Raw genomic sequence first — 21,831 nt, forward strand, 5'->3', positions numbered from 1 at the left:
GTTTGTTTATTTTACGTTTCCGGGAAATGTACTTGAGTATATTTCCCGGAAACCGCTTTGCTATGCCGTTTTAAGCCGCTGATGGGGCGGGGTGTGGTGAAAGCAGGCTTGTGAAAAAGTCTTGTCGTCAAATTTCAAAGTAGGGCAAGTAGAACGTTTGAATGGGCTTCTTTTATGGCATAGTAAACTTTATCTACAAAAAATACTAAATGAAACACTTCTCCGCCTATACTGCCGAGGAGTTAGCCGCTGACGAATTATTCATTCGGTGGGTTCAACATCCTGATGACGCTGAGGTTTCGGCGTACTGGGAGGGTTGGCTGGCTCACCATCCTTATAAAACGGAAGTTGTCGATTTCGCCCGCGAACTGGTTCGCATGGCTTCAAGCCCGGCGTCGCGGCCGATGGAAGGAGAGGAGGTGATGTCGTTGTGGGGGCGAATCCGGTCATCGATTCAGGAAATGCCGGAGTTGCAACCCCTGCAACCCGAAATCCAGAGTTGGGTAACCAACTGGTATATTTTTCGGTGGGTGAGTGCTGCGGCTGGCATCGTGCTCTTTATCGGCTGGGTTCTCTGGACGCAGTGGTCACATGCGATGGAAACCGTCCGGACACCGGTTGGCGTGGCTAAAACAGTGAAGCTGCCCGATGGAACGCTGGTAAAACTGATCGGCAACAGCCAGATCCGGTACGCCCGCGTCTGGTCGGAAGAAGTGCCAAGGGCGGTTTGGCTCGAAGGTGAAGCCTTTTTTACCGTCGCCCAACGCTATGGTTCCGGTGAAGACAGCAAGTTTCGGGTTCACACGACCACCCTGACCGTGGAAGCGCAGGGAACCCTCTTCACGGTTTCTCAACGAAAGAAAGGAACGCGGGTTGATCTTTCGGCCGGTAAAATAAAGCTGATGCGCAACGACGATCCGCAGATCATCGAAATGAAACCCGGTGAGTCCGTTGAAATTCCGGCCCCGACACCGGTTACCGTTCAGAACAAAACATCTTATATCCTTAGCGATACCGATCTGCAACCGTCGTCGGTCATCCATTCGATCTAATTCAATCTCTATTATTTCTACACGTTTAACCAACCAATCTCTATTATGAAGTGCATCATTACTTCCTTTCTCTCTGCTAAAGCAGGGCAGGTTGCTGCTGCAACTCGCCTGGGAGCTTGCGGGTTGGCGGGTCTGCTGGCCGGTAGCCTGCCCGTCGAGGCCGCTATTGGCCCACACCGCCACCCCGCAGACATACACGCTGCCAACCTGAAAGGCCTGCCAATGGCCAATCTGAAGCCCGGTGAAATTACGGACCCTGCTCTTCAGGAACGGACGGTTTCGGGCCAGATTTTGACGGCCGAAGACAGCACCCCCCTGCCGGGCGTCAACGTGGCCGTAAAAGGATCGACGCGCGGAACCACCACCGACGCCGAAGGTAATTATAAGCTGGCGATTCCGGACAATAATGCCGTGCTGGTTTTTTCGTCGGTCGGTTTTCTTTCCCAGGAAGTTACCGTGGGTGCCCAGTCGAGCATCAACATCAAACTGGCCGTTGATCAGCGCACGCTGAACGAAGTGGTCGTAGTCGGATACGGTACGCAGAAAAAGAGCCAGTTAACCGGAGCAATCTCCTCCGTTGGCGCAAAAGAAATTGCCGAACTGCCCATTACCAATGCCCGCCAGGCACTCCAGGGCCGGGCTGCCGGGGTCGATGTGGTGCAGAGCAGCAGCAAGCCGGGCGCCGGCCCGGTCGTCCGGATTCGCGGTCGCCGGTCGATCAATGCGTCGAATGATCCGCTGTATGTCGTCGACGGGATTCCGTTGGCGGGTGGAATTGACGATATTAACCCGTACGATATTGCCTCGATGGAAGTGTTGAAGGATGCGTCGGCGACGGCCATCTACGGGTCGCGCGGTTCTAATGGCGTTGTGTTGATCACCACGAAGCGGGGTAAGCCGGGCAAAACCGTCGTCAGTTATGATGGCTATTACGGTTTTACCGACCGGCTTGGCCAGATCGATGTTTTTAATGGAGCCGAATTTGCGGAATACAAGCGCGAATCCCGCCGGGCGGTCAATGCCTACACCACCGATGACAAACTCTTTGAGCCGATCGAATTGGATGGGATCCAAAATAATCGTACAACGGATTATCAGTCCTACCTGATGCAACAGGGGCAAATTCAGAGCCACCAGGTTGGCGTACAAGGTGGTAATGAAAAAACGCAGTTTTCAATTTCCGGTAACTACTTCAAGGACGTGGGTGTCGTGAAGAACCAGGATTTTACCCGGTATACGTTCCGGATTAACCTGGATCACCAGATTAGCAAGAAAATCAAAGTCGGTATTTCGACCCTGGGCGTTTACAGCACCCGCAACGGCGAAAACTTCAATCCGCTGGGTGGAGCTTATGCTGAAAACCCATTGGGAAAACCGTATGACGACAATGGCAACCTGATTTTTCTGCCGACCTCGGATGGTCTGCGGACCAACCCGATTGCCGAAGTGATTCCGGGTGCGCAGATCGATCTGACCAAGCGGATGCGGATTTTTAACAGCATCTACGGCGAATGGAACATCATCGATGGCTTGAAATACCGCGTCAATTTCGGGCCTGACCTGACCAACCGTCGCATTGGGCGGTTTGTGGGTAGCCAGACCAACGCCCGCCGGGGTGCCGATCCGACCGCTTTCTCGTTCAATGAATACCAGTTTAACTGGACACTGGAGAACATCCTGACCTACAACAAAAGGTTCAATGATATTCATAACCTGAACGTTACGGCACTCCACTCGATTCAGAAAGACGATTACGAAACCAATCAAATCTCGGTGACGGGCGTACCGGCTGAAACGCAGCAGTTCTATAATCTGGGGCAGGCTTCGCTGATCAACTCGGTAGGCTCTAACGTACGCCGTTGGGTCCTGAACTCCTACATGGCCCGGGTGAACTACGACTACAAAGAGAAATACCTGCTGACATTGACAGCCCGCTACGACGGTTCATCGCGGTTTGGTGAAAACACGAAATACGGTTTTTTTCCCTCGGCGGCTGTCGGCTGGAATTTGAGCAACGAAGGGTTTCTGAAGTCCGTTCGCTGGATCGATAACCTGAAACTACGGGCCAGCTATGGTTCAATCGGTAGCACGGCCATCGATCCCTATCAAACCCAGGCTCAGTTGGCCCGTTCGTCGTATGCATTTGGTTCGACTGGCGCATTCGGCTACTGGCCCTTCACCATCGGCAATCCGGATTTGAAGTGGGAATCGACCACCAACAGCAACGTCGGGTTGGATTTCAGTCTGTTCAGCGGACGGATTTCCGGCTCGCTCGAATACTACCGCGCCGACACGCGCGACCTGCTGCTGTTTGACCAGTTGCCGTTGACAAGCGGTTTCGACCGTGTACTGCGGAACGTGGGAAAAACCCGGAACCAGGGGGTTGAGCTGACCCTGTCGACGGTCAACGTCGATGCGCCCGGTGGATTCCGCTGGACGACCGACTTCCAGTTTACCCGCAACCGGGAATCGATTCTGGAGTTGTTCAACGGCAAAGTCGACGATGTCGGAAACTCGCGTTTCATCGGTCAGCCGCTGACGGCCTACTTCGATTACAAGAAAATTGGCATCTGGCAGACCAACGAAGCTGAAGAGGCTAAAAAATACCAGAGTGCCGTAGGCCAGATCAAAATTCAGGATACGAACAACGACGGAAAAATTGATCCGGTCGACCGCGTTATTCTGGGTTCGCAAGTGCCAAAATACAGCCTGGGGCTCACCAACCGCTTCGAATACAAAGGCTTCGATCTGTCGTTCTTTGTGTTTGCCCGCGTGGGGTACATGTTCCGCAGCATTTTCCACCAGGACTTCCTGACGCTGGCGGGCCGGTATAATAGCCTTGATGTCGACTACTGGACGCCCAACAATCCGACCAATGAATTTCCACGCCCGAATCAGAATCAGGAGTTTCCGCCCTACCGATCTACCTTGCTGTATTTTGACGGTACGTTCGTAAAAATCCGGAACATCAACTTCGGGTACAATGTCCCGGCGAGTCTGACGGAAAAACTGGGCATCGGTTCCCTGCGGTTTTTTGCCAGCATTCAACAGCCCTTTATTTTCTCGGAATACCGGACCAAATACAAAGGGATCGATAGCGAAACCGATGGCGATGTCAACGCAGACCAATCACCAGCCGTACGCCAAACCACCTTTGGCTTGAACCTGAAATTCTAACCTGAAGTAAACGGATTAAAAAAGATCTTCAAGATGAAAACATATCAATCATTCATTCGCCGTGCGACGGCGCGGTCATTCACGCATTCATTATTGGTGGTGAGCGCGTTGCTGCTCAGTACGACCGGTTGTAAAGACTTACTGGAAGAGGTGCCCATTTCGCAGGTTGGTAGCCAGTATGCCAATACGCCGAACGGTTTCGAAGCGGTTGTTAAAGCGGCCTATTCGTCTCTGCGGGAATATTATGGCCGGGAAGATGCGATGACGCTGACGGTTTTTGGAACCGATACGTATACGATGGGATCGGATGGCAGCTTTAAATTCGTGAACCAGTATACGTCCCAGATCGACGGTCGGTTGGGCGTTACCAACAACATCTGGAACGCGTTTTATAAGGCCATCAACACCATCAATGTTGCGCTGGAAGCGGCTCCAACGATTACGGGATTGGACGAAACCATTAAAAAACGCCGGATTTCGGAACTGAAATTCCTGCGGGCGCATCACTATTTTATTCTGGTGCAGATGTTTGGCCCTATCTCTTTGCTAACGAAAGGAAACCTGGTGCCGACCAAGGAGTTTACCCGCGCTCCAGTGAAAGAGGTATATGCACAGATCATTACGGATCTGGAAAGCTCACTAACCGACCTCACTCCGCCGACCACGGATTATGGCCGGGTAACGAAGGGAGCCGCTGAACATTTGCTGGCAAAAGTGTATCTGACGAAAGCAACGGACAAAGATGCCATGGCGGCTGATGATTTTGCCAAAGCCGCCACCTACGCCCAGAATGTAATTAAAAACTACACCTACAGTCTGTTGCCCGACTTTGCCAGTGTGTTTGTGCAGGGCGGAGGGGAAGTAAATAACGAAGTGATTTTCGCTACGCAGTATACCTCCGAGCCCATCACGAACATTGGTTCAGGCTTCAACAGTACCACGACCAGCACCGTCACCATCAACGGTAACCAGACGCACCTATACTTTGTGATGGAGTATGACAATCAGGCTGGTATGCAGCGCGATATCGTGAATGGGCGTCCTTTCCGGCGGTTTATGCCTACGCCTTATTTACTGAATGTCGTGTTTGCTGAAAAGGACCGCGTCATCGATTCGCGCTATAAGAAGACCTTCAAGGACACCTGGTACTCTAATAATCCATCCAAGACAACGCCGATTTTCGACAACTCGAAAACGTCGCTGAAGTTTGTTGCCGGTGACACGGCCATCTTCATTCCGGGCTACGAAATGCCGCTGGCAGAACGGGCGAAACGACGGTATCAGGTGTTGGTGCCGAGTTTATACAAACCCAATTTGTTCCCCAATTTGCAGAAGTTTATGGATGCCCTGCGCCCTGACCGAACCTACGAAGCCGGTAGCCGTGATTTTATCATGTTCCGGTTGGCGGACACGTACCTGATAGCGGCAGAAGCACTCATCAAACAGGGAAAAGCGGCTGATGCGGTGCCGTTCATCAATGCCGTTCGTCGGCGGGCAGCCTGGCCCGGTAAAGAGAAAGACATGGAAATCACGGCGTCTCAGGCCACGATGGACTTTATTATGGAAGAACGGGAACGGGAACTGGCCGGCGAAATGCACCGGTGGTTTGACCTGAAGCGGTGGGGAAATCTGGTGGAACGCGTCAAAGCGTATAACCCCGATGGTGCTCCGAACGTGAAAGATTTCCATTTATTACGTCCCATTCCGCAGGATCAGATTGACCGTACGGCGGGTGGAGCGGCCAAATATCCGCAAAATCCGGGGTATTAATTTGCCTTGTTGAAAACAGACTGACAGGCCCCGAACCGGAATTCCGGTTCGGGGCCTGTTGTTTAGGGCAGGACTGAGTAGATTTTACGGCGAAATCTCTTCCTTCCTTTAGAATTCTTTACAACAAAAACCGCAACTCCTATTCAGGGTTGCCGACTATACTACCCTATTATGCAGGCTATTGTAAACAGACGCCAGTTTCTTACCACCGCCGGATTGTCGGCGCTCGTTCTGGCAACCAGAACCGATCTGCTGGCCGATGCCGCTAAAAAATCGGGACTGAAAATCGGGTACTCCGGAATTACCTGGGGTGGCAAAGACGAGCAGGCCATCAAAGACCTCTCTTCTCTGGGCTATAAAGGAATCCAACTCCGGGCCAACACCTTTGCACCGTATAAAACCAAACCGTCGGAACTGAAAGCCCTGCTCGGCCAGCACCAGTTGAAGCTGGCGATGTTTTCGAGTGGCAATGTGGAGGTCGATCCGGCGAAGTTCGACAGCACCGTGGATATGCACGTGGCCCACGCCAGCTTTGTGAAGGCCCTGGGCGGATCGGCCTTTCAGATGACCAACAGCCTTCGGAAAAACGGGCAGGCTCCAACCACCGAAGAACTGAAAAAGCTGGCGAAAGTGATGAACGAGATTGGCAAACAAACCGCCGACATGGGCGTTCAGGCCACGTATCACAACCACATGAAACAGTGGGGCGAAACGCCGGAAGAAGTGGATATTCTGGTGCAGGAAATGAATCCGAAGTACGTCAAACTGCTGCTCGATATTGCCCACTACAAACAGGGCGGGGGCGACCCGGCCAAAGCCGTTGTGCAATACAAGGATGTTCTGCACACGCTGCACCTGAAAGACACCAAAAGCCCGGTACCTGAAAAACCGGATGATCCGAAAGCTTACAAATTTGTCGAACTGGGGCAGGGTAATGTCGACGTTCCGGCGGTTTTTGCGGCTTTGGAGAAAATCAAGTTCAAAGGCTGGGGCGTGGTCGAACTGGACGGTGTTCCAGACCCGAACAAAACCCCTTTGCAATGCGCTCAAATCAACAAAGATTACATTACTAAAACACTCAATTTTCCACTTTAACCAATTGTGAATGAGCGAATGAGTGAATAACCTGCCGGATTCTTGTCACACTATTCACTCATTCGCTCATTCACTCATTCACTCATATTTTATGAAAACATTCTTTATTTCGGCCATAATACTAATTGGTTTTATGGCTGCTGAAAAACCGCAGGCACCCAACACGCTGACGGCCAAGGAGAAAAAAGAAGGCTGGCAACTGCTTTTCGACGGTAAAACCACCAAAGGCTGGCGGGGTGCCTACAAAGACAAGTTCCCGGAAAAAGGCTGGCTTGTTCAGGATGGTTTGCTGACCATCTCGAAAACCGACGGTTCGGAATCGACGCACTACGGAGACATTGTAACGGAGGGCGAATACGGCGACTTCGATCTGATGTTCGACTTTAAACTGACCGAAGGGGCCAACAGCGGTTTGAAGTATTTTGTGGTGGAAGAAACCCCCAAGCCGAAAGGATCAGCCTACGGGCTGGAATTTCAGGTGCTGGATGATGACAAACACCCGGATGCCAAAATGGGTCGCGATGGCAACAGAACCGTGGGGTCGCTCTATGACCTGATTCCGGCCAAAGACAAGAAAGCCAATCCGATTGGTGAATGGAACACGGGGCGGGTGGTTTCAAAAGGCAGCCATGTTGAGCATTGGCTGAACGGCAAAAAAGTTGTCGAATATGAACGGGGTGGTGAAGAATTTCGGAAGCTGGTTGCGCAAAGCAAGTACAAAGCCCCTTCGTATAACGCCCACGGACGTTTCGGAGAAGCTCCCAAAGGCCACATTCTGCTCCAGGATCACGGCGACCGCGTTTCGTTCCGGAGTATGAAGATTAAAGCGTTGTAGGTGCCCTTCCCTTCGTTATTCGATATTCGTTATTCATCATTCGATATTGAATAGAAGTAAAAAAGGTAATATCGAATAACGAACACTGAACACTGAATAACGAGCACCGAATAGCGAAGAGAATAAACCAAAAACTAGTAGACTTTTCACAAATAAGTCTTTCACTAATAGTCTTTTGTCAGTAACCAGACGTATTCTATTTATCATTTAAACGACCAGCCGCATGGAAAATCGTCGCGACTTTATAAAGAAATCTGCACTGGCGGGGCTCGGAATGAGCTTCTCTGCCGCTAGTTATGCCCGAATCCTGGGTTCCGCCGACCGCGTTCGGGTTGGCATTGTCGGGTTCTCAGACCGGTTCCGGGGTGCTTTGGCCCCCAGTTTTGCCAGCCATGCCAAAGAGCTCAACTTCGAGTTTGTGGCGGTTTCCGACCTCTGGAGCCGTCGGCGCGACGAAGCGGAGGCTTATCTGAAGGGAAAAGGATTCATTGGCAATGACAATTTTGCCAAATGCCGTAACAACGACGAACTCTACGATCGCAAGGATGTGGATGCGGTCATCATCAGTACCGCTGACTTTCAACACGCGCTGCACTGTGCGGAAGCCGTGGATGCCGGACGCGATGTGTACGTCGAAAAACCGTTTGCAGAATCGCTGGAGGATGCCCGCAAGGCGTTGAAAGCCGTCGAAAAAAGCAAGAAAATTGTACAGGTAGGCTCGCAACGCCGGAGTACACCGAATTATTGGGCCGCCAATGAATACATCAAATCCGGGAAGTTTGGTGACATCACAATGGTTGAAATGACCTGGAATGTCAACCAGCCGGGACGGTGGCGCCGGGCAAAACTCGTTTCCGAAATCAAGAAAGAAGAAACTGACTGGAAGCGGTATTTGATGAACCGCCCGATGGTGGAATGGGATCCGCGCAAGTATTTGGAATTCCGACTGTTCTATCCGTATTCTTCGGGTATCCCGGGTCAGTGGATGTCGCACCAAATCGATACCGTTCACTGGTTTAGTGGCTATGATCACCCGCGCAGCGTGGTTGCCAACGGGGGAATTTATGTCTGGAAAGATGGGCGTGTGAACCCCGATACATTCACGGCGGTTTTCGATTACGGCCCGGACGACGACAAAAGCAAAGGTTTTCAGGTGCTGTATAGCTCACGAATGAACAACGAAGCGGGCGGAACGAAAGAATTATACTACTCGAACGGCGGTATGATCAATCTGGATACGAACAAGATTAGCTCAGAAGGTGGTCTGGAAGCCAAGGCTGCGGCTGAAATGGGCATGAAACCCAATTTGCTGGCTGCCCAGTCACTGGCCACAACCGGTGAAAAACAGGTGACTTCGGCCAACACCGGCGCTGACCCGATGACTTCGGCGCACATGCGGAACTGGATGGAGTGCGTTCGCAGTCGGAAAGAACCGAATGCACCGGCTAAAGTCGGCTATAATCACTCCGTGGCCAGCATCATGTCGACCATCGCATACCAAACCGGCGAGCGGGTTACTTTCGATAACGCCAAGCAGGAAATCATGGCAAGTGGAAAAACCGTAAAAGTTTAATTGATTAGATAGGAGCGTGGCCGGGCCACGTTCCTATAAATAGCCACCTGAAAATGAAAAAACTAACCTTTGCTTTCTGCGTGTTGGCGCTCGGCGCAATGGCCCAGAAACAAGCTGTGCAACTGACGAATAACCAGGCGCAGAAACGCGTGGATGTTACGGTTGATGGCAAACCGTTTACCTCTTACATCTACCCGGGGCCGGATGTCCTGAAAAAACCGGTGCTGTATCCGATCCGGACGGCAGGAGGCAATTTCATCACGCGCGGCTGGCCGATGGACCCCCGGCCCGGCGAGCGCGTCGATCACCCGCACCATGTGGGCATGTGGCTCAATTATGGCGATGTGAATGGCCACGATTTCTGGAACAATTCCAACGATGTAAAAGGGCATGGCGGCCCGTTTGGCACCATCGTTCACACGGGGATTAAATCGCTGAAAAGTGGAAAAGACGTGGGCGAACTGGTCGTGACCGCCGATTGGCTCGATAAAGACGGCAAGCCCTTATTGCAGGAGACGACGACGTTTGTTTTTCGCGGCACGCCAAAAGAACGCATCATCGACCGGACAACGACGCTGAAAGCCCTGGGCAAAGACGTGACGTTTAAAGACAACAAAGAAGGCATGGTAGCGATCCGGCTCGCCCGGCAACTGGAACACCCGTCGAACAAGCCGGAAGTGTTCACGGATGCGAGCGGTGTGGCAACCAAAGTATCCCAGATGGATAATACGGGTGTCACCGGAAAATACAAAAGCAGCGAAGGGGTAGAAGGCGAAAAAGTATGGGGAACGCGCGCCAAATGGATGAACCTGACGGGTGTGATCAACGGCGAAAACGTTTCAGTCGCACTCCTGGATAATCCGAAAAACATCGGCTACCCGACCTACTGGCACTCGCGTGGCTACGGTTTGTATGCTGCTAATCCATTGGCTCCCAGTGTGATGAGCGAAGGTAAAGACAAGCCGATGAATTATGTGCTGCCTGCGGGCAAGTCCGTAACCTTCCGGTATGAAGTACTGATTACAAGCGGTTCGGTTTCCGATGATGCGCTGAGCCAGAAAGTCAATCAATTTGCGAATTAGTTAAATTTTTGAGCAACAAGGCATAGTAATTGCCTGCGGGCTTTTGTTGTGACCAATGCAGGCTTCATACGCTACTGCAAATTTGCTTATTTCTATGATCGGTTACTTCTAACCATCAAGTAAGTGCTAAAAGTCAATTTGTGCCATCTGATCGCTCGGATGGCTTTTTTTTTGATTCAGTGTCTGGTATTAACCCAAATCACATTAAAGACACCAGCATGGAACCATTGCAACAGCTCATCGACTCTTACATGAACACATACCGGGCCATTATGTGGCGGATGAAAGACCGTGCTGTCGACAGCCGGGGATTGAGCGAAACCGTTCGGTTAACCGAGAATACGATTCGCCTACGGCGCCAGAAACCGGGTCTATGGCGGGTTAGTGAAGTTCGGTTGCTGGCCGAATACTTCGGTTTGCCCGACAATGCCTGTGTGCGCCTGGAGCAGGAGTTAGCGCCCTTCATGAGCCAGGCATTGAAAATGCCGCCTTCCAAACGCCGTCTTCTGGAGCAGGCTACGCAATTGCACCTTCGGCGGATGTCGGCCAATAAACGGCTGGACTGGCCCGTTGAAGACATCGAAAAGCTACGGAAGGGATTACAGCAATTTGAGGCCAACGCTTGTGTTGGCTGAAAAGGGATGCGTTGAAATGGCCGACCGGTTTCTAATTCAGGGAGAGACCGGTCGGCGCTTTATACGAAAACCGGTTTAATTTCGCGCTCATCCACGACCGAAAAACCGGGCTGTTGAAGCCCATTTTACTCAGCTCATCATCAATCTGTCGCAACAGAAAATTCAGTTGATGAACCATCAGCCACTGTCGTTTAATTTGCTGCTTGAGGGAAGCCGGGGAACGGGTGGCTGATGTTTCCTCCATCAATCGCCGGACTGTGGCGCGTAAGTGGTATTGAATGACGACCAGCCGACCGGCCAGAACGTGGTCGGCAGGGTGTTTTTCCAGAAAAGTGATGCCGTCGGAGATGAGCTGGTTTCGGCGTTGAAGGTGTTGTGTTACGGTGATCCAGGCCTGATCTGCTTTGATCGACTCGTAGGATGCAGTTTTCATGATAATAGGTTATTTGCAAGTTTTCAGTACGGTTAAGTCAAAAATAATGAAATAATCCAAATAATATAGCGGTAATAAAGAAGAAATGAAGAATTTTAGTTGGCGGTAGTTTTTTGAAAGCCGGGCCTTTCTTGTCGGTGATTTTGCGGATATTTGTAACCCCATTCACTTTGCCGAAACCCACTATGAATTCTTCCATCCGGGCTCTCATTGTTTGCACCAACCACACGGATTATAAAACCAAACCGGAGAAAACGGGGCTTTGGTTGAGTGAACTGACCCACTTTTATGATGAATTATCAGACAAAGAAATTTTGTATGACATCGTGAGTCCGAAGGGCGGGAGCGTGCCCATTGATGCACGGAGTTTGAAGCGGAAAGACAATACGAACGACAAATGGTATCCCAATCCGGTACTGAAAGCGAAGCTGGAGAATTCACTCAAACCGGAGGAAGTGAATGCCGCGCATTACCAATTGATTTACTTTACCGGGGGGCACGGAACGCTCTGGGACTTTCCGGAGAACGAACCCCTTCAACAGATCACCCGGCAGATCTACGAAGGCGGTGGCATGGTTGCGGCTGTGTGTCACGGCGTGAGCGGGCTGTTGAATGTGCGCTTGTCGGATGGCAGCCTGCTGATTCAGGACCGGCAGATTACGGGTTTTGCCAACGTGGAGGAGCGGCTTTTGGGACTAACCCAGGAAGTACCCTTTTTATTGGAAGACGAGCTTCGGAAGCGAAACGCGCTTTACCGGAAAAGTATAATTCCGTTCATGCCCTTTATCGAGGTAGACGACCGGTTGGTAACGGGGCAAAATCTGCTGTCGGCCCGAAAAGTCGGCAAGAAAGTGATGGAAGAAATGATTGAAAAATAAGAAAAGCCGGCAGAAATGGATCGGCTTCTTTTTCGTTAAATCAGGTTGTTATTCAACAATCCGCTCTCCAGAACCTTCTGATAATACGGAAGTTTACGGGCCTGTTTGATGGCGGGTAGCTGGGTTTCATGGTAGATATCCGTTCCAACGAAAGACACCAGCCGTTGGTCGATCATCCATTCTGCCAGATTTCGGGCCTCCCGCGATGGCTGACCCGAGAGGGAAAGGAGGTTTAATTGGAACTTAACACCCTGATAGTGAAGATTCCGCATCGTTTCTGGATTTTTTTGCAGGTAAATGTATTGTTCGGGATGAGCCATGACCGGCACCAGGTTCCGCTGTTGGAGAGCCGTAATTACCTTATCCAGTTCGTAGGGCCGTTTAACCAGGCTGGTATCGAAAAGCAGATAGCGTTCGGTCGTACTTTGGCCAAACGTCAACAACTCGGCTTTGGAGTAAAGCATCCTGAGTAAATTGATGTCTACAAAATACTCGGCGGCTACTTCCACTTCGATGTTAATCTTTAATTTTTGCAATTCGTACTTTAGAATCGACGCGGCTGCAAAAATGCTGTCGGTGGTATTTTGGTAGAAACCGTCCATGATGTGGAGGGTTGCAACGACCTTCCGAAAGCCTAAGGCGGAGAGTTCACGAAGCAGACTGATGCTGTGTTCGACCGAATCGGTTCCGTCCTGACTGCCCGGCAGCAGTTGGGCATGGACATCGACACGAAGCTCGGAAGCCGAAGCCAATGCGTCAGGCTTAGCGGTTTTTGCACGGGCACGAGTCAGAAATCCGAATGGCATTGGGGTATGTAACTAGAAAGTTAGGCGATTCATCTGCCGGACAAAAGTTTGGCACGGCACCCTCAATCTGCTTCTTTAATGGACATGAATCGTGCCAAAACTAACAATCTGGGTAGTACTCGTTTATTAAACGGATACAAAAAAAACCGCTCCGGTGAGCGGTTCGGTACGAATCAGTAAGCGTCGGAAATTTAAGACACCGATTGCGGAAATAATTCACGAAAACGAGCCAACTGTTGGTCTTTATCAGACACGTTCGGGTTTTCGATGCCCCAGTCGATGTTCAGATCAGGATCGTTCCAGATGATGCCCGACTCGCAGGCCTTGTTGTAGACATTGGTGCATTTGTAACTGAAAATGCTGTCTTCGAGGGCTACAAAACCGTGGGCAAAACCCTCCGGGATGTAGGCCATGTTGCTGGTTTCCGAATCCAGGATAAAAGCTTCGTATTTCCCGAAGGTTGGCGAACCTTCGCGCAGGTCCACGGCAATGTCCATCACTTTCCCGGTAATGACCCGGACCAGTTTGCCCTGCGCAAACGGGGCGTTTTGAAAATGCAACCCCCGCAGAACTCCTTTGGTTGAAAAGGATTGATTGTCCTGCACAAAATGAGCGGTGATGCCTAATTCGTGGAAAACCGGTTGGTTGTATGTCTCCAGAAAACTACCACGGGAATCTTTAAATGTCTTCGGGCGTAATTCGACCAACCCTTCAATCGACGTTTTGATGACCTGCATGAAATACTAATTGAGCATAAAGAACCGGTTTGTCCGGCATCAGCGGACAAATTTAGGAAACTCTGTCTACTTCCAGTAATTTTGAGCCTCACCTTTTTTACGGGCACCCAACTAATTTAACTTTAGCAGACCATCAACCTATGACGGCTAATGAGTTGTATACGACTATTTTAACTAAAAAATCTTATTTGTGTGTGGGTTTGGACACCGACATTCGCCGGATACCGACGCATCTTCAGCGTGAACCAGATCCGGTGGCGGCCTTTAACCGACAGATCATTGAAGCCACGGCGGAGTATGCCGTGGCCTATAAACCCAATATTGCTTTCTACGAAGCCCAGGGTCCCCGCGGTTGGGAAAGCCTGCAACGAACCCTCGAATTTATTCCTAAAGACTGTTTTACCATTGCCGATGCCAAACGCGGTGACATTGGCAACACCTCCGGTTTATACGCCCGTACGTTTTTCGACCCGGCTTCGTCGGGGCTGGACTTTGATGCCGTTACGGTGGCACCCTACATGGGCCGGGATTCTGTCGAACCGTTCCTCGAATTTGAAAATAAATGGGTGATTCTGCTGGCCCTGACCTCCAACGCCGGGAGTGCGGATTTCCAGCAATTGCCCGTTGGGGATGAAAAACTCTACGAAAACGTGATCCGGACGTCGCAGACCTGGGCCGGAGCCGACCGGATGATGTACGTGGTTGGGGCCACGCGGGTCGACGAACTGGCGCACATCCGGACGCTCATCCCCAATCATTTCCTGCTCGTTCCGGGCGTGGGCGCACAGGGCGGTAGCCTGGCCGAGGTGTCGCGTTATGGCATGAATCAGCAGTGTGGCTTGTTGGTCAATGCCTCCCGCAGCATTTTGTACGCGTCTGGCGGCACGGATTTTGCCCAGAGAGCCGCCGATGAAGCCCGGGCGTTGCAGCAGGAAATGGCGGGATATCTTTGAGTTAAAAGTGATGAGTTAAGCTGAGATAGTGTTATGAATTTCAGAGTAAGTCCTAACAAGCTGTTTGAGTTAACCGGGGAGAGCCCTGGAAGGGCGTTCTGTCAATAGTCAATAAGATCCATCAGCTAGTGGTAGCTCCGGAGGAGCGGTCTAAAAACATCTTCAGGCCGCTCCTCCGGAGCTACCACTAGCTGATGGATCTTATTGACTATTGACAGAACAGGCCTCTGGCCTTAATTCAAACAACTTCTAAGGATATTTAGGAAAGATTTTTGGCTGAAAGTGTGACTTTTTGCCTTTTTCTCCTTCCAATACGTAGCTGCACGAACGATGCGTGTTACTCTTCATTCTTAACTCATCATTCCTAACTCTTTATGTCCGAAGAGTTTATTTATTTTCTCTGGCAATTTCATTATTTCCGGCATTCTGATCTGCGAACGGAGGAGGGGGAGAGCCTGCGGGTGATTCATCCGGGGTATCGCAATCCGGATGCCGGGCCGGATTTTACGCACGCCCGCCTTTTCGTGGGAGAGGTCGAGTGGGTCGGAACGGTGGAAGCGCACGTTCGGGCCGGAGACTGGCTGCTCCACCGTCACCAGCATGACCGGGCCTACGACAACGTGATTCTGCATATTGTCTGGGAAAAAGAGGCTCTTGAGTTAAAGCGGTCGGACGGTTCGGTTATTCCGACCTTGTGCCTGAGCGAGCGGGCGGACCTGACTTTGCTGCAGCGGTATGAGACGTTATTGGCTGAATCGGGCGCCATACCCTGTGCTGCTCAGATCGCCGGCGTGGAACCCCTGCGCCGGACGGCCATGCTGGATAAAGCCCTGCTGCAACGTCTGGAACGAAAAGCCGCCGGGGTGATGGCCCTGTTTCAGAGCACCGATCTGGACTGGGAGGAGACGACGTATCAGCTCCTGGCCGCAGCCTTTGGTTTTCAGGTAAATACCGAACCTTTTGGGCAACTCAGTCGGCAGGTCTCATTGAAGATTTTGCAAAAACACCGTGATACGCTTCTGCAACTGGAAGCGGTGTTGTTTGGGACGGCCGGTTTACTGAACAGCGAAAAACCGGATGCCTATGAAGCCGAATTGCAGCGGGAATACCGTTTTCTGGCGGCCAAATATCAGCTTACTGCCAAAAAACTACCGGCCTATGCCTGGAAATGGGCGAAGCTTCGTCCGGCCAACTTTCCAACGCTCCGGCTGGCCCAGTTTGCCCAACTTCTGACTTTCCGGAACAGCCTGTTTTCAGTCCTGATCGAAACGGATGACAGTCGGGTTTTGCTGCGGCATTTGCAGGTTACACCATCTACCTATTGGCAAACGCATTACCGGTTTGGGAAAGCCTCCGGTCATGTTCTGGCTATATTGGGGCAGAAAGCCGCTGAAAATCTGATCATTAACGCCGTTGTTCCGTTGCTGGTAGCCTATTCCCATCATAAAGATCAGCCCGAATACCGGGAGCGCGCCATTCGCTTGCTGGAACAACTTCCGGCAGAAGATAACCGTGTGACCCGGGTCTGGCAGGATTTAAACATCCCGGTTCGTACGGCATTCGATTCGCAGGCATCCATTGAGTTGTACAAAAATTTTTGCCAGCCCAAAAAGTGTCTGTCGTGCCAGATTGGGGTGAGTTTGTTGTGGGGGAAATGAGGCTTGAAAAATTAACCGCAAAATGTAAAATGTTGAATGCCCAATGTAAAAGTGTTTCAAGAGCGCTAAGCCTCTTCACTTTTACATTGGGCATTCAGCATTCTACGGTTATAACCCCTTAAAATCGGTTACAAAACCTTAAAAACCGCTCGAGCCGCCGGTTAATGGATCAGTATCGCGCCGGTAGTTTGTGCTGCCTGAATTGGATCGGGTATCATTATCCGAGTTCCAGGTACGGTTTTCTTGATTGGCCTGATCCCGCTGCCAGGTTGCAGCATCCGCATTCTCCTCGGTGCCACTACCGGTTACACCTGAATAGCTACTGCCACCCGGATACGTGCCCGTTGTCTGGCCATAATCGCCATCGCGAACAGTGTCCCGCATCCGGTCGCGAATGCCATCCCGGTCGGTATCATCGTCGTTATCGGACTCCATTTTAGCGCGTTCGTTGATGAACGATTCCGCAATTTCAGTCAGTTTCCGATCCGTATTTTTTTCTTCCTCCAGACTTTCCCCGATGAGTTGAGCAGCATCATGATAGCCTAACAACCGGGCCAGCGAATGGAGTGAACCGTAAGCGGCAATTTCGTGGTGTTCTACTTTTTGACCGGCAATGATCAAACCGGCATCGCGGGTCAATGAACCGGAATCCGTATCGGCAATAACCACATCGCCGTCGTCGATCAGACCGTCGATGGCGTTGCAGTTTTTCTCGTCGGCATCGATCCCCAGTTGCTGGAATATCTGCTCAATCCGGCGGATTTGATTTTCTGTTTCAGCCAGATGCTGATGAAAACCCTCGCGTACTACATCCGTAGTAGCCGCTTCGGCCATGTTTGGCAGGGCATCGGCGATTTGCTTTTCGGCATAATACATGCCTTTCAATTCGCTGATGAATAATTCACGCAGTGATGTGTCCGTGTCCCTCGTGCCAAAAAAATTCGCTAACTGTTCCGTGAAAGAAGCCATACAGGTAATTGATTAACAGGTTTAACATTGAGTTTCCATCCTATGCTCAAATGCTATACCAGTAATCAACTGCCTGAAAAGTAGCAAGTTAATAGAAAGGTGTTGTGGACGTATTACCCCGTTCCGCGGATGAGGTTCCTCGTAGAACCGGAGAGACCGTACGAAACCGCTATGAATTGTTGATAAGACTAACCCCCGAACCCAGAAATACCAGACCCACGATAAACGGTGCCAGAGATTCCCATTTCGTGATGCTCATGCCCAACACCGGTTTGGCATCCGACAGGAAAGCCACGCAGGCAAACAGGACGACGATGATGCCCAGAATGGTCAGTGTTGCGCCGAAAAAGCGCCGGAAGTTGTTCTTATCCATAGTATTTTGTGCGTTTGTGGTGGTTTCGTGTCGAATCTATTGCGGGCTTTCCGGGGAAGAGGAATTGTGAGATGCGGACTGGTCAGCCTGAATAGTCTGAATGGACAGCTCTTTGACGGGTTCGAGGCCCATTTTTCGACCTTCTTCGATCATGAACGGAATGGCGGCTTCGAGTGTGTTAACGACGGTTCCCTCCAGAATGGCTTCCCGAATGGCTACCTTGATCAGTCCGACTTCTTTCGACGGTTTCAGACCAAAGGCTTCCATAATGAGTTCTCCCGTGACAACCGGCTGAAAATTACGCAGTTTATCCCGTTCGTCCAGTTCGCGGAGTTTGCGTTCCACCTTGTCGAAATTGGCGAGGTGTTTCTTGACACGATCGTAGTTTTTCGACGTAATATCGGCCCGGCAGAGGTTCATCAGCGCTTCCAGATCGTCGCCCGCTTCGATCAGCAGCCGCCGGAGTGCCGAGTCGGTAATCTGTTCTTTCACCAGCGCAATGGGCCGCAGGTGCAACCGGACGAGTTTTTTGACAAACCGCATTTTTTCGTTGAGCGGCAACTTCATCTGGCGGAAAATACCCGGAACCTGTTTGGCTCCCAGATCCTCGTGACCGTGAAACGTCCAGCCCACTTTCGGATCGAAGCGTTTGGTGGCCGGTTTGGCAATGTCGTGGAGCAAAGCCGCCCAGCGCAGCCAGAGGTCGTCGGAGCGTTCGGCCACGTTGTCCAGCACTTGCAGCGTATGGTAAAAATTATCTTTGTGTCCCTTGCCCTCGATGGTTTCAACGCCTTTCAACGCCAGCAGTTCCGGGAAAATAAGATCCAGCAAACCGGCGTGATACAGCAGTTTAAAACCGTATGACGGCTTGGCCGACAGAATAATCTTGTTCAGTTCGTCCGTAATCCGTTCCCGCGAAACAATCGCCAGGCGGTCTTTCATTTCAATAATCGCGTCGAACGTGTCCGGCTCGATGTCGAAACCCAATTGCGACGCAAACCGGATGGCCCGCATCATGCGCAGGGGATCGTCGGAAAACGTGATTTTGGGTTCGAGCGGGGTGCGAATGGTTTTCCGGCGCAGATCGTCCAGACCGCCAAATGGGTCGAGCAACTGGCCGAAATCGCTCTCGTTCAGGCTGATGCTCATTGCGTTGATGGTGAAATCCCGGCGGTTCTGGTCGTCTTCGAGGGTGCCGTTTTCAACCAGCGGTTTTCGCGAATCGGAGCGGTAGGATTCTTTTCGGGCACCGACAAACTCCACTTCCCAGCCCAGCGAACGATGGCCCGGAACGGTTTCGGTTGCTTCGGTATACGTGGTTTGGTCGGGATGAGCCGGTAACATGGCCGTTCCGAAATTTTTAAACACAATCACCGGCACTTTCAACTCCCGGCCTACGGCTTCGGCCAGGTCGATTCCACTGCCGATGCATACAATATCGATGTCTTTCGACGGACGCTTCAGAATCAGATCCCGCACAAAACCGCCGATGACATATGCACGAACGTCCAGCGCAGCCGCCTGACGGGCGATGACTTCAAAAATGGGATTGCTATGTAGGGTCTCCGTAAAGTTCATAGAACACAGGAATAACGAATCGTTCCGATCCTGGTCGGCAGTGGCGGTACGGCTCATTATTTTCGTAAAAAGGCTACTTCCCCTTTTGGACCTAACTCCATAATACGCGGCAACTGAATTTTGGCGGGCAGTTCGCCCCACGAAACGGGCGGTTTTGCCAGACCGACCGGCCATTCCGCGTCTTCAAACGGCAAGGTCAACAGCCCCCGGCCAAACGCGCCGATCAGGTTTCGCACCGATTCGCTGAGGGTTTTTCGCACCGGCACCTGCAACCGGAAGGCGTCGGGCAGGTTGATGCCGTTGTACAGTAAAACCGTCAGGGGCATTTCGGCGAACTCGATCAGATCCCAGGCCACATCCGGCACGGGCCGGACATAGAGGTTGAGCTGACTATTGTCGGAAATGAGAATGGTGGGAAGCGGGGCCGGAACCAGGTCTTTGCGGACGTCCAGCAAATGTTCGACGGCTTCCGCGTGGCCGGGATCGCAGGCTAGTGAAACCCCGGTTTCGTCGGCCAGCCGGATGAGTCGTCCCTGCCGGAGTTCGGCAACAATATCGCGTGGCGTTGGTGTCATAGTTGTAACAATCCGCAAAAGTACGGCAAGTTTTTGGAAAGGTGTTTGAATTATAAGCAAACCGTCTTAGATTTCATTCAAATGTCGGTTTTTACAGACCCTTATTCCTGACCCATGAATTTAGTAGTCGGTTCGCTTGCTGCCCCTAAATCCCTTAAAGGGGACTTTTTGCATCTGGAAAAATTCGCGTCCAAGTCTCCTTCAGGGCCGAGGTCGCGCACGACTTTAGGGGTGAAAAAGACGTTTGTTTTTGGAATTATCTACCTGTTCCTGTCCGCTTCAGGATACGCCCAGAAACCTGCTGCGGCTTCGAAAGAAACCGTTGCCTTATCCAAACTCTACATCATTCCCGACAAACGCTACATCATGCGGGGCGATGGAAAACCGTTTTTCTGGTTGGGCGACACGGCCTGGGAGTTGTTCCACCGGCTGACGAAGGAAGAAGCCGATCTCTACCTGAAAAACCGGGCAGCCAAAGGATTTACCGTGATTCAGGCCGTGGTGCTGGCTGAACTTGACGGACTAACACAGCCCAATCAATATGGCCAATTGCCGCTGGTGGGCAACGACCCCACCAAGCCGAATGAAGCGTATTTTCAACATGTCGACTGGGTGGTCAACCGGGCTACCGAACTGGGCTTGGTCGTTGGGCTGCTGCCGACCTGGGGGGATAAATTCAATCAGAAGTGGGGAAAAGGCCCCGAAATTTTCAACACCGCCAATGCCCGGACCTACGGTGAATTCATTGGCAAACGCTACCGGGGCAAACCGGTGATCTGGATTTTGGGCGGTGACCGCAATCCGGAGGGCGAGCAACGGCTGGCCATCGTCCGGGCAATGGCGGAAGGCATCAAGAAAGGCGACGGTGGCACCAAGCTAATGACCTACCACCCGCAGGGCGACAGCAACTCGTCGGGTTTCTTCCACAGTGACAAATGGTTGAACATCAACCTGTTTCAGTCAGGTCACAGCGCAAAGAACAAGAAGAATTACGTGATGCAGCGGCAGAATTACGCCATGTTTCCGCCCAAACCGACCCTCGATGGCGAACCGCGCTACGAAGACCATCCGATTGCGCACAAACCGGAGCAGGGCTATTTTGACGATTTCGATGTGCGGCAGGCGGCCTGGTGGGCGGTTTTGTCGGGCGGATGCGGGCATACCTACGGCAACCACAACATCTGGCAGTTTTTCGATAACGACCGAAATCCGCCGGTTTCGGCCGCCCGAACGCACTGGAAACGGGCACTCGACCATGCCGGGGCGTTTCAGATGGGAATTCTGCGCCGGTTGTATGAGTCGCATCCGTGGACGCGGCTGATGCCCGATGAGCGGCTGATTCAGAACGCCAATCCCGACGACGGCAATCACCAGGTGGCGGCCATTTCGGAAGACGACAATTTCCTGTTTGCCTACACGCCCAACGGCAGTCCGCTGAAAATTGACCTCGCCCGGCTGACGGCTTCACCAAACGTGCTGGCCTACTGGTATAATCCCCGCGATGGGAAGAGCCAGAAAATCGGGGTATTTCCGAATACCGGACCGCAGGAATTCAAGGCCCCGATTGTCGGCCCAACCACGGACTGGGTGCTGGTGCTGGACGATGCAAAGGCCCCCTTTGCCGGTTTTGGCCTGAAGAAGTAAGGAGAAGG

The 21,831-nt window shown here is 51.8% G+C and carries 19 protein-coding genes; 12 read left to right on the forward strand and 7 right to left on the reverse strand.

Annotation, left to right across the window (positions count from 1 at the left end; translation table 11 throughout):
* The first annotated feature begins 209 nt into the window (after positions 1–209).
* The 8 genes from ACO064_RS20405 (at position 210) to ACO064_RS20440 (ending at position 11,219) form a co-directional block, all read left to right on the forward strand.
* Positions 210–1,052: a FecR family protein gene (locus tag ACO064_RS20405; RefSeq protein WP_421829073.1), complete on the forward strand. Its 843-nt coding sequence runs from the start codon at positions 210–212 to the stop codon at positions 1,050–1,052.
* Between the two features lie 222 nt (positions 1,053–1,274).
* A complete protein-coding gene (locus tag ACO064_RS20410; RefSeq protein ID WP_421831044.1) occupies positions 1,275–4,229 on the forward strand; it encodes a SusC/RagA family TonB-linked outer membrane protein in 2,955 nt (984 codons plus the stop codon).
* Between the two features lie 33 nt (positions 4,230–4,262).
* Positions 4,263–5,999, forward strand: coding sequence for a RagB/SusD family nutrient uptake outer membrane protein (locus ACO064_RS20415; protein WP_421829074.1), 1,737 nt, complete (start codon positions 4,263–4,265; stop codon positions 5,997–5,999).
* A 171-nt stretch (positions 6,000–6,170) separates the two neighbouring features.
* Complete coding sequence (locus ACO064_RS20420) at positions 6,171–7,094, forward strand: sugar phosphate isomerase/epimerase family protein (RefSeq protein ID WP_421829075.1); 924 nt, start codon at positions 6,171–6,173, stop codon at positions 7,092–7,094.
* Between the two features lie 133 nt (positions 7,095–7,227).
* On the forward strand, positions 7,228–7,929 hold the full coding sequence (locus tag ACO064_RS20425) for a 3-keto-disaccharide hydrolase (protein ID WP_421829076.1): 702 nt from the start codon (positions 7,228–7,230) through the stop codon (positions 7,927–7,929).
* A 223-nt stretch (positions 7,930–8,152) separates the two neighbouring features.
* The gene (locus ACO064_RS20430) at positions 8,153–9,502 is read left to right on the forward strand and encodes a Gfo/Idh/MocA family protein (RefSeq protein WP_421829077.1); all 1,350 of its coding nucleotides are present in this window, start codon (positions 8,153–8,155) and stop codon (positions 9,500–9,502) included.
* 53 nt (positions 9,503–9,555) lie between these two features.
* Positions 9,556–10,584, forward strand: coding sequence for a PmoA family protein (locus tag ACO064_RS20435; RefSeq protein ID WP_421829078.1), 1,029 nt, complete (start codon positions 9,556–9,558; stop codon positions 10,582–10,584).
* Positions 10,585–10,802: 218 nt separating this feature from the next.
* On the forward strand, positions 10,803–11,219 hold the full coding sequence (locus ACO064_RS20440; RefSeq protein WP_421829079.1) for a hypothetical protein: 417 nt from the start codon (positions 10,803–10,805) through the stop codon (positions 11,217–11,219).
* 31 nt (positions 11,220–11,250) lie between these two features.
* Here ACO064_RS20440 and ACO064_RS20445 read toward each other — a convergent pair whose 3' ends face one another.
* Positions 11,251–11,652 carry a hypothetical protein gene (locus tag ACO064_RS20445; RefSeq protein ID WP_421829080.1) on the reverse strand — a complete coding sequence of 134 codons (402 nt, stop codon included), beginning with the start codon at positions 11,650–11,652 and terminating at the stop codon, positions 11,251–11,253.
* Between the two features lie 185 nt (positions 11,653–11,837).
* Between ACO064_RS20445 and ACO064_RS20450 the strand changes: the two genes are divergently transcribed.
* The gene (locus tag ACO064_RS20450) at positions 11,838–12,530 is read left to right on the forward strand and encodes a type 1 glutamine amidotransferase domain-containing protein (protein ID WP_421829081.1); all 693 of its coding nucleotides are present in this window, start codon (positions 11,838–11,840) and stop codon (positions 12,528–12,530) included.
* A gap of 35 nt (positions 12,531–12,565) precedes the next feature.
* Here ACO064_RS20450 and ACO064_RS20455 read toward each other — a convergent pair whose 3' ends face one another.
* Together ACO064_RS20455 and rfbC are read right to left on the reverse strand one after the other, a co-directional pair.
* A complete protein-coding gene (locus tag ACO064_RS20455) occupies positions 12,566–13,336 on the reverse strand; it encodes a tyrosine-protein phosphatase (RefSeq protein ID WP_421829082.1) in 771 nt (256 codons plus the stop codon).
* A gap of 191 nt (positions 13,337–13,527) precedes the next feature.
* Positions 13,528–14,073, reverse strand: coding sequence for a dTDP-4-dehydrorhamnose 3,5-epimerase (gene rfbC, locus ACO064_RS20460; RefSeq protein ID WP_421829083.1), 546 nt, complete (start codon positions 14,071–14,073; stop codon positions 13,528–13,530).
* A 140-nt stretch (positions 14,074–14,213) separates the two neighbouring features.
* Here rfbC and pyrF point away from each other — a divergent pair, with 140 nt between their 5' ends.
* The gene (pyrF, locus tag ACO064_RS20465; RefSeq protein WP_421829084.1) at positions 14,214–15,026 is read left to right on the forward strand and encodes an orotidine-5'-phosphate decarboxylase; all 813 of its coding nucleotides are present in this window, start codon (positions 14,214–14,216) and stop codon (positions 15,024–15,026) included.
* Between the two features lie 374 nt (positions 15,027–15,400).
* A complete protein-coding gene (locus ACO064_RS20470) occupies positions 15,401–16,684 on the forward strand; it encodes a DUF2851 family protein (protein WP_421829085.1) in 1,284 nt (427 codons plus the stop codon).
* 138 nt (positions 16,685–16,822) lie between these two features.
* On the opposite strand, the gene ACO064_RS20475 is transcribed toward ACO064_RS20470, so the two are convergent.
* From ACO064_RS20475 to ACO064_RS20490, 4 genes are all read right to left on the reverse strand, one after another.
* Positions 16,823–17,653 (reverse strand): ferritin-like domain-containing protein, encoded by an 831-nt coding sequence (locus tag ACO064_RS20475; protein ID WP_421829086.1) that lies wholly within the window; start codon positions 17,651–17,653, stop codon positions 16,823–16,825.
* A gap of 169 nt (positions 17,654–17,822) precedes the next feature.
* Complete coding sequence (locus ACO064_RS20480) at positions 17,823–18,026, reverse strand: hypothetical protein (RefSeq protein WP_114405262.1); 204 nt, start codon at positions 18,024–18,026, stop codon at positions 17,823–17,825.
* Positions 18,027–18,062: 36 nt separating this feature from the next.
* A complete protein-coding gene (locus ACO064_RS20485; protein ID WP_421829087.1) occupies positions 18,063–19,604 on the reverse strand; it encodes a CCA tRNA nucleotidyltransferase in 1,542 nt (513 codons plus the stop codon).
* A gap of 56 nt (positions 19,605–19,660) precedes the next feature.
* Positions 19,661–20,179, reverse strand: a complete 519-nt coding sequence (locus ACO064_RS20490; protein ID WP_421829088.1) for an L-threonylcarbamoyladenylate synthase — start codon at positions 20,177–20,179, stop codon at positions 19,661–19,663.
* A gap of 114 nt (positions 20,180–20,293) precedes the next feature.
* Here ACO064_RS20490 and ACO064_RS20495 point away from each other — a divergent pair, with 114 nt between their 5' ends.
* A complete protein-coding gene (locus ACO064_RS20495) occupies positions 20,294–21,823 on the forward strand; it encodes a glycoside hydrolase family 140 protein (protein WP_421829089.1) in 1,530 nt (509 codons plus the stop codon).
* Positions 21,824–21,831 lie beyond the last annotated feature (8 nt).

This window comes from Larkinella sp., assembly GCF_965227735.1.
Classification (GTDB): domain Bacteria; phylum Bacteroidota; class Bacteroidia; order Cytophagales; family Spirosomataceae; genus Larkinella.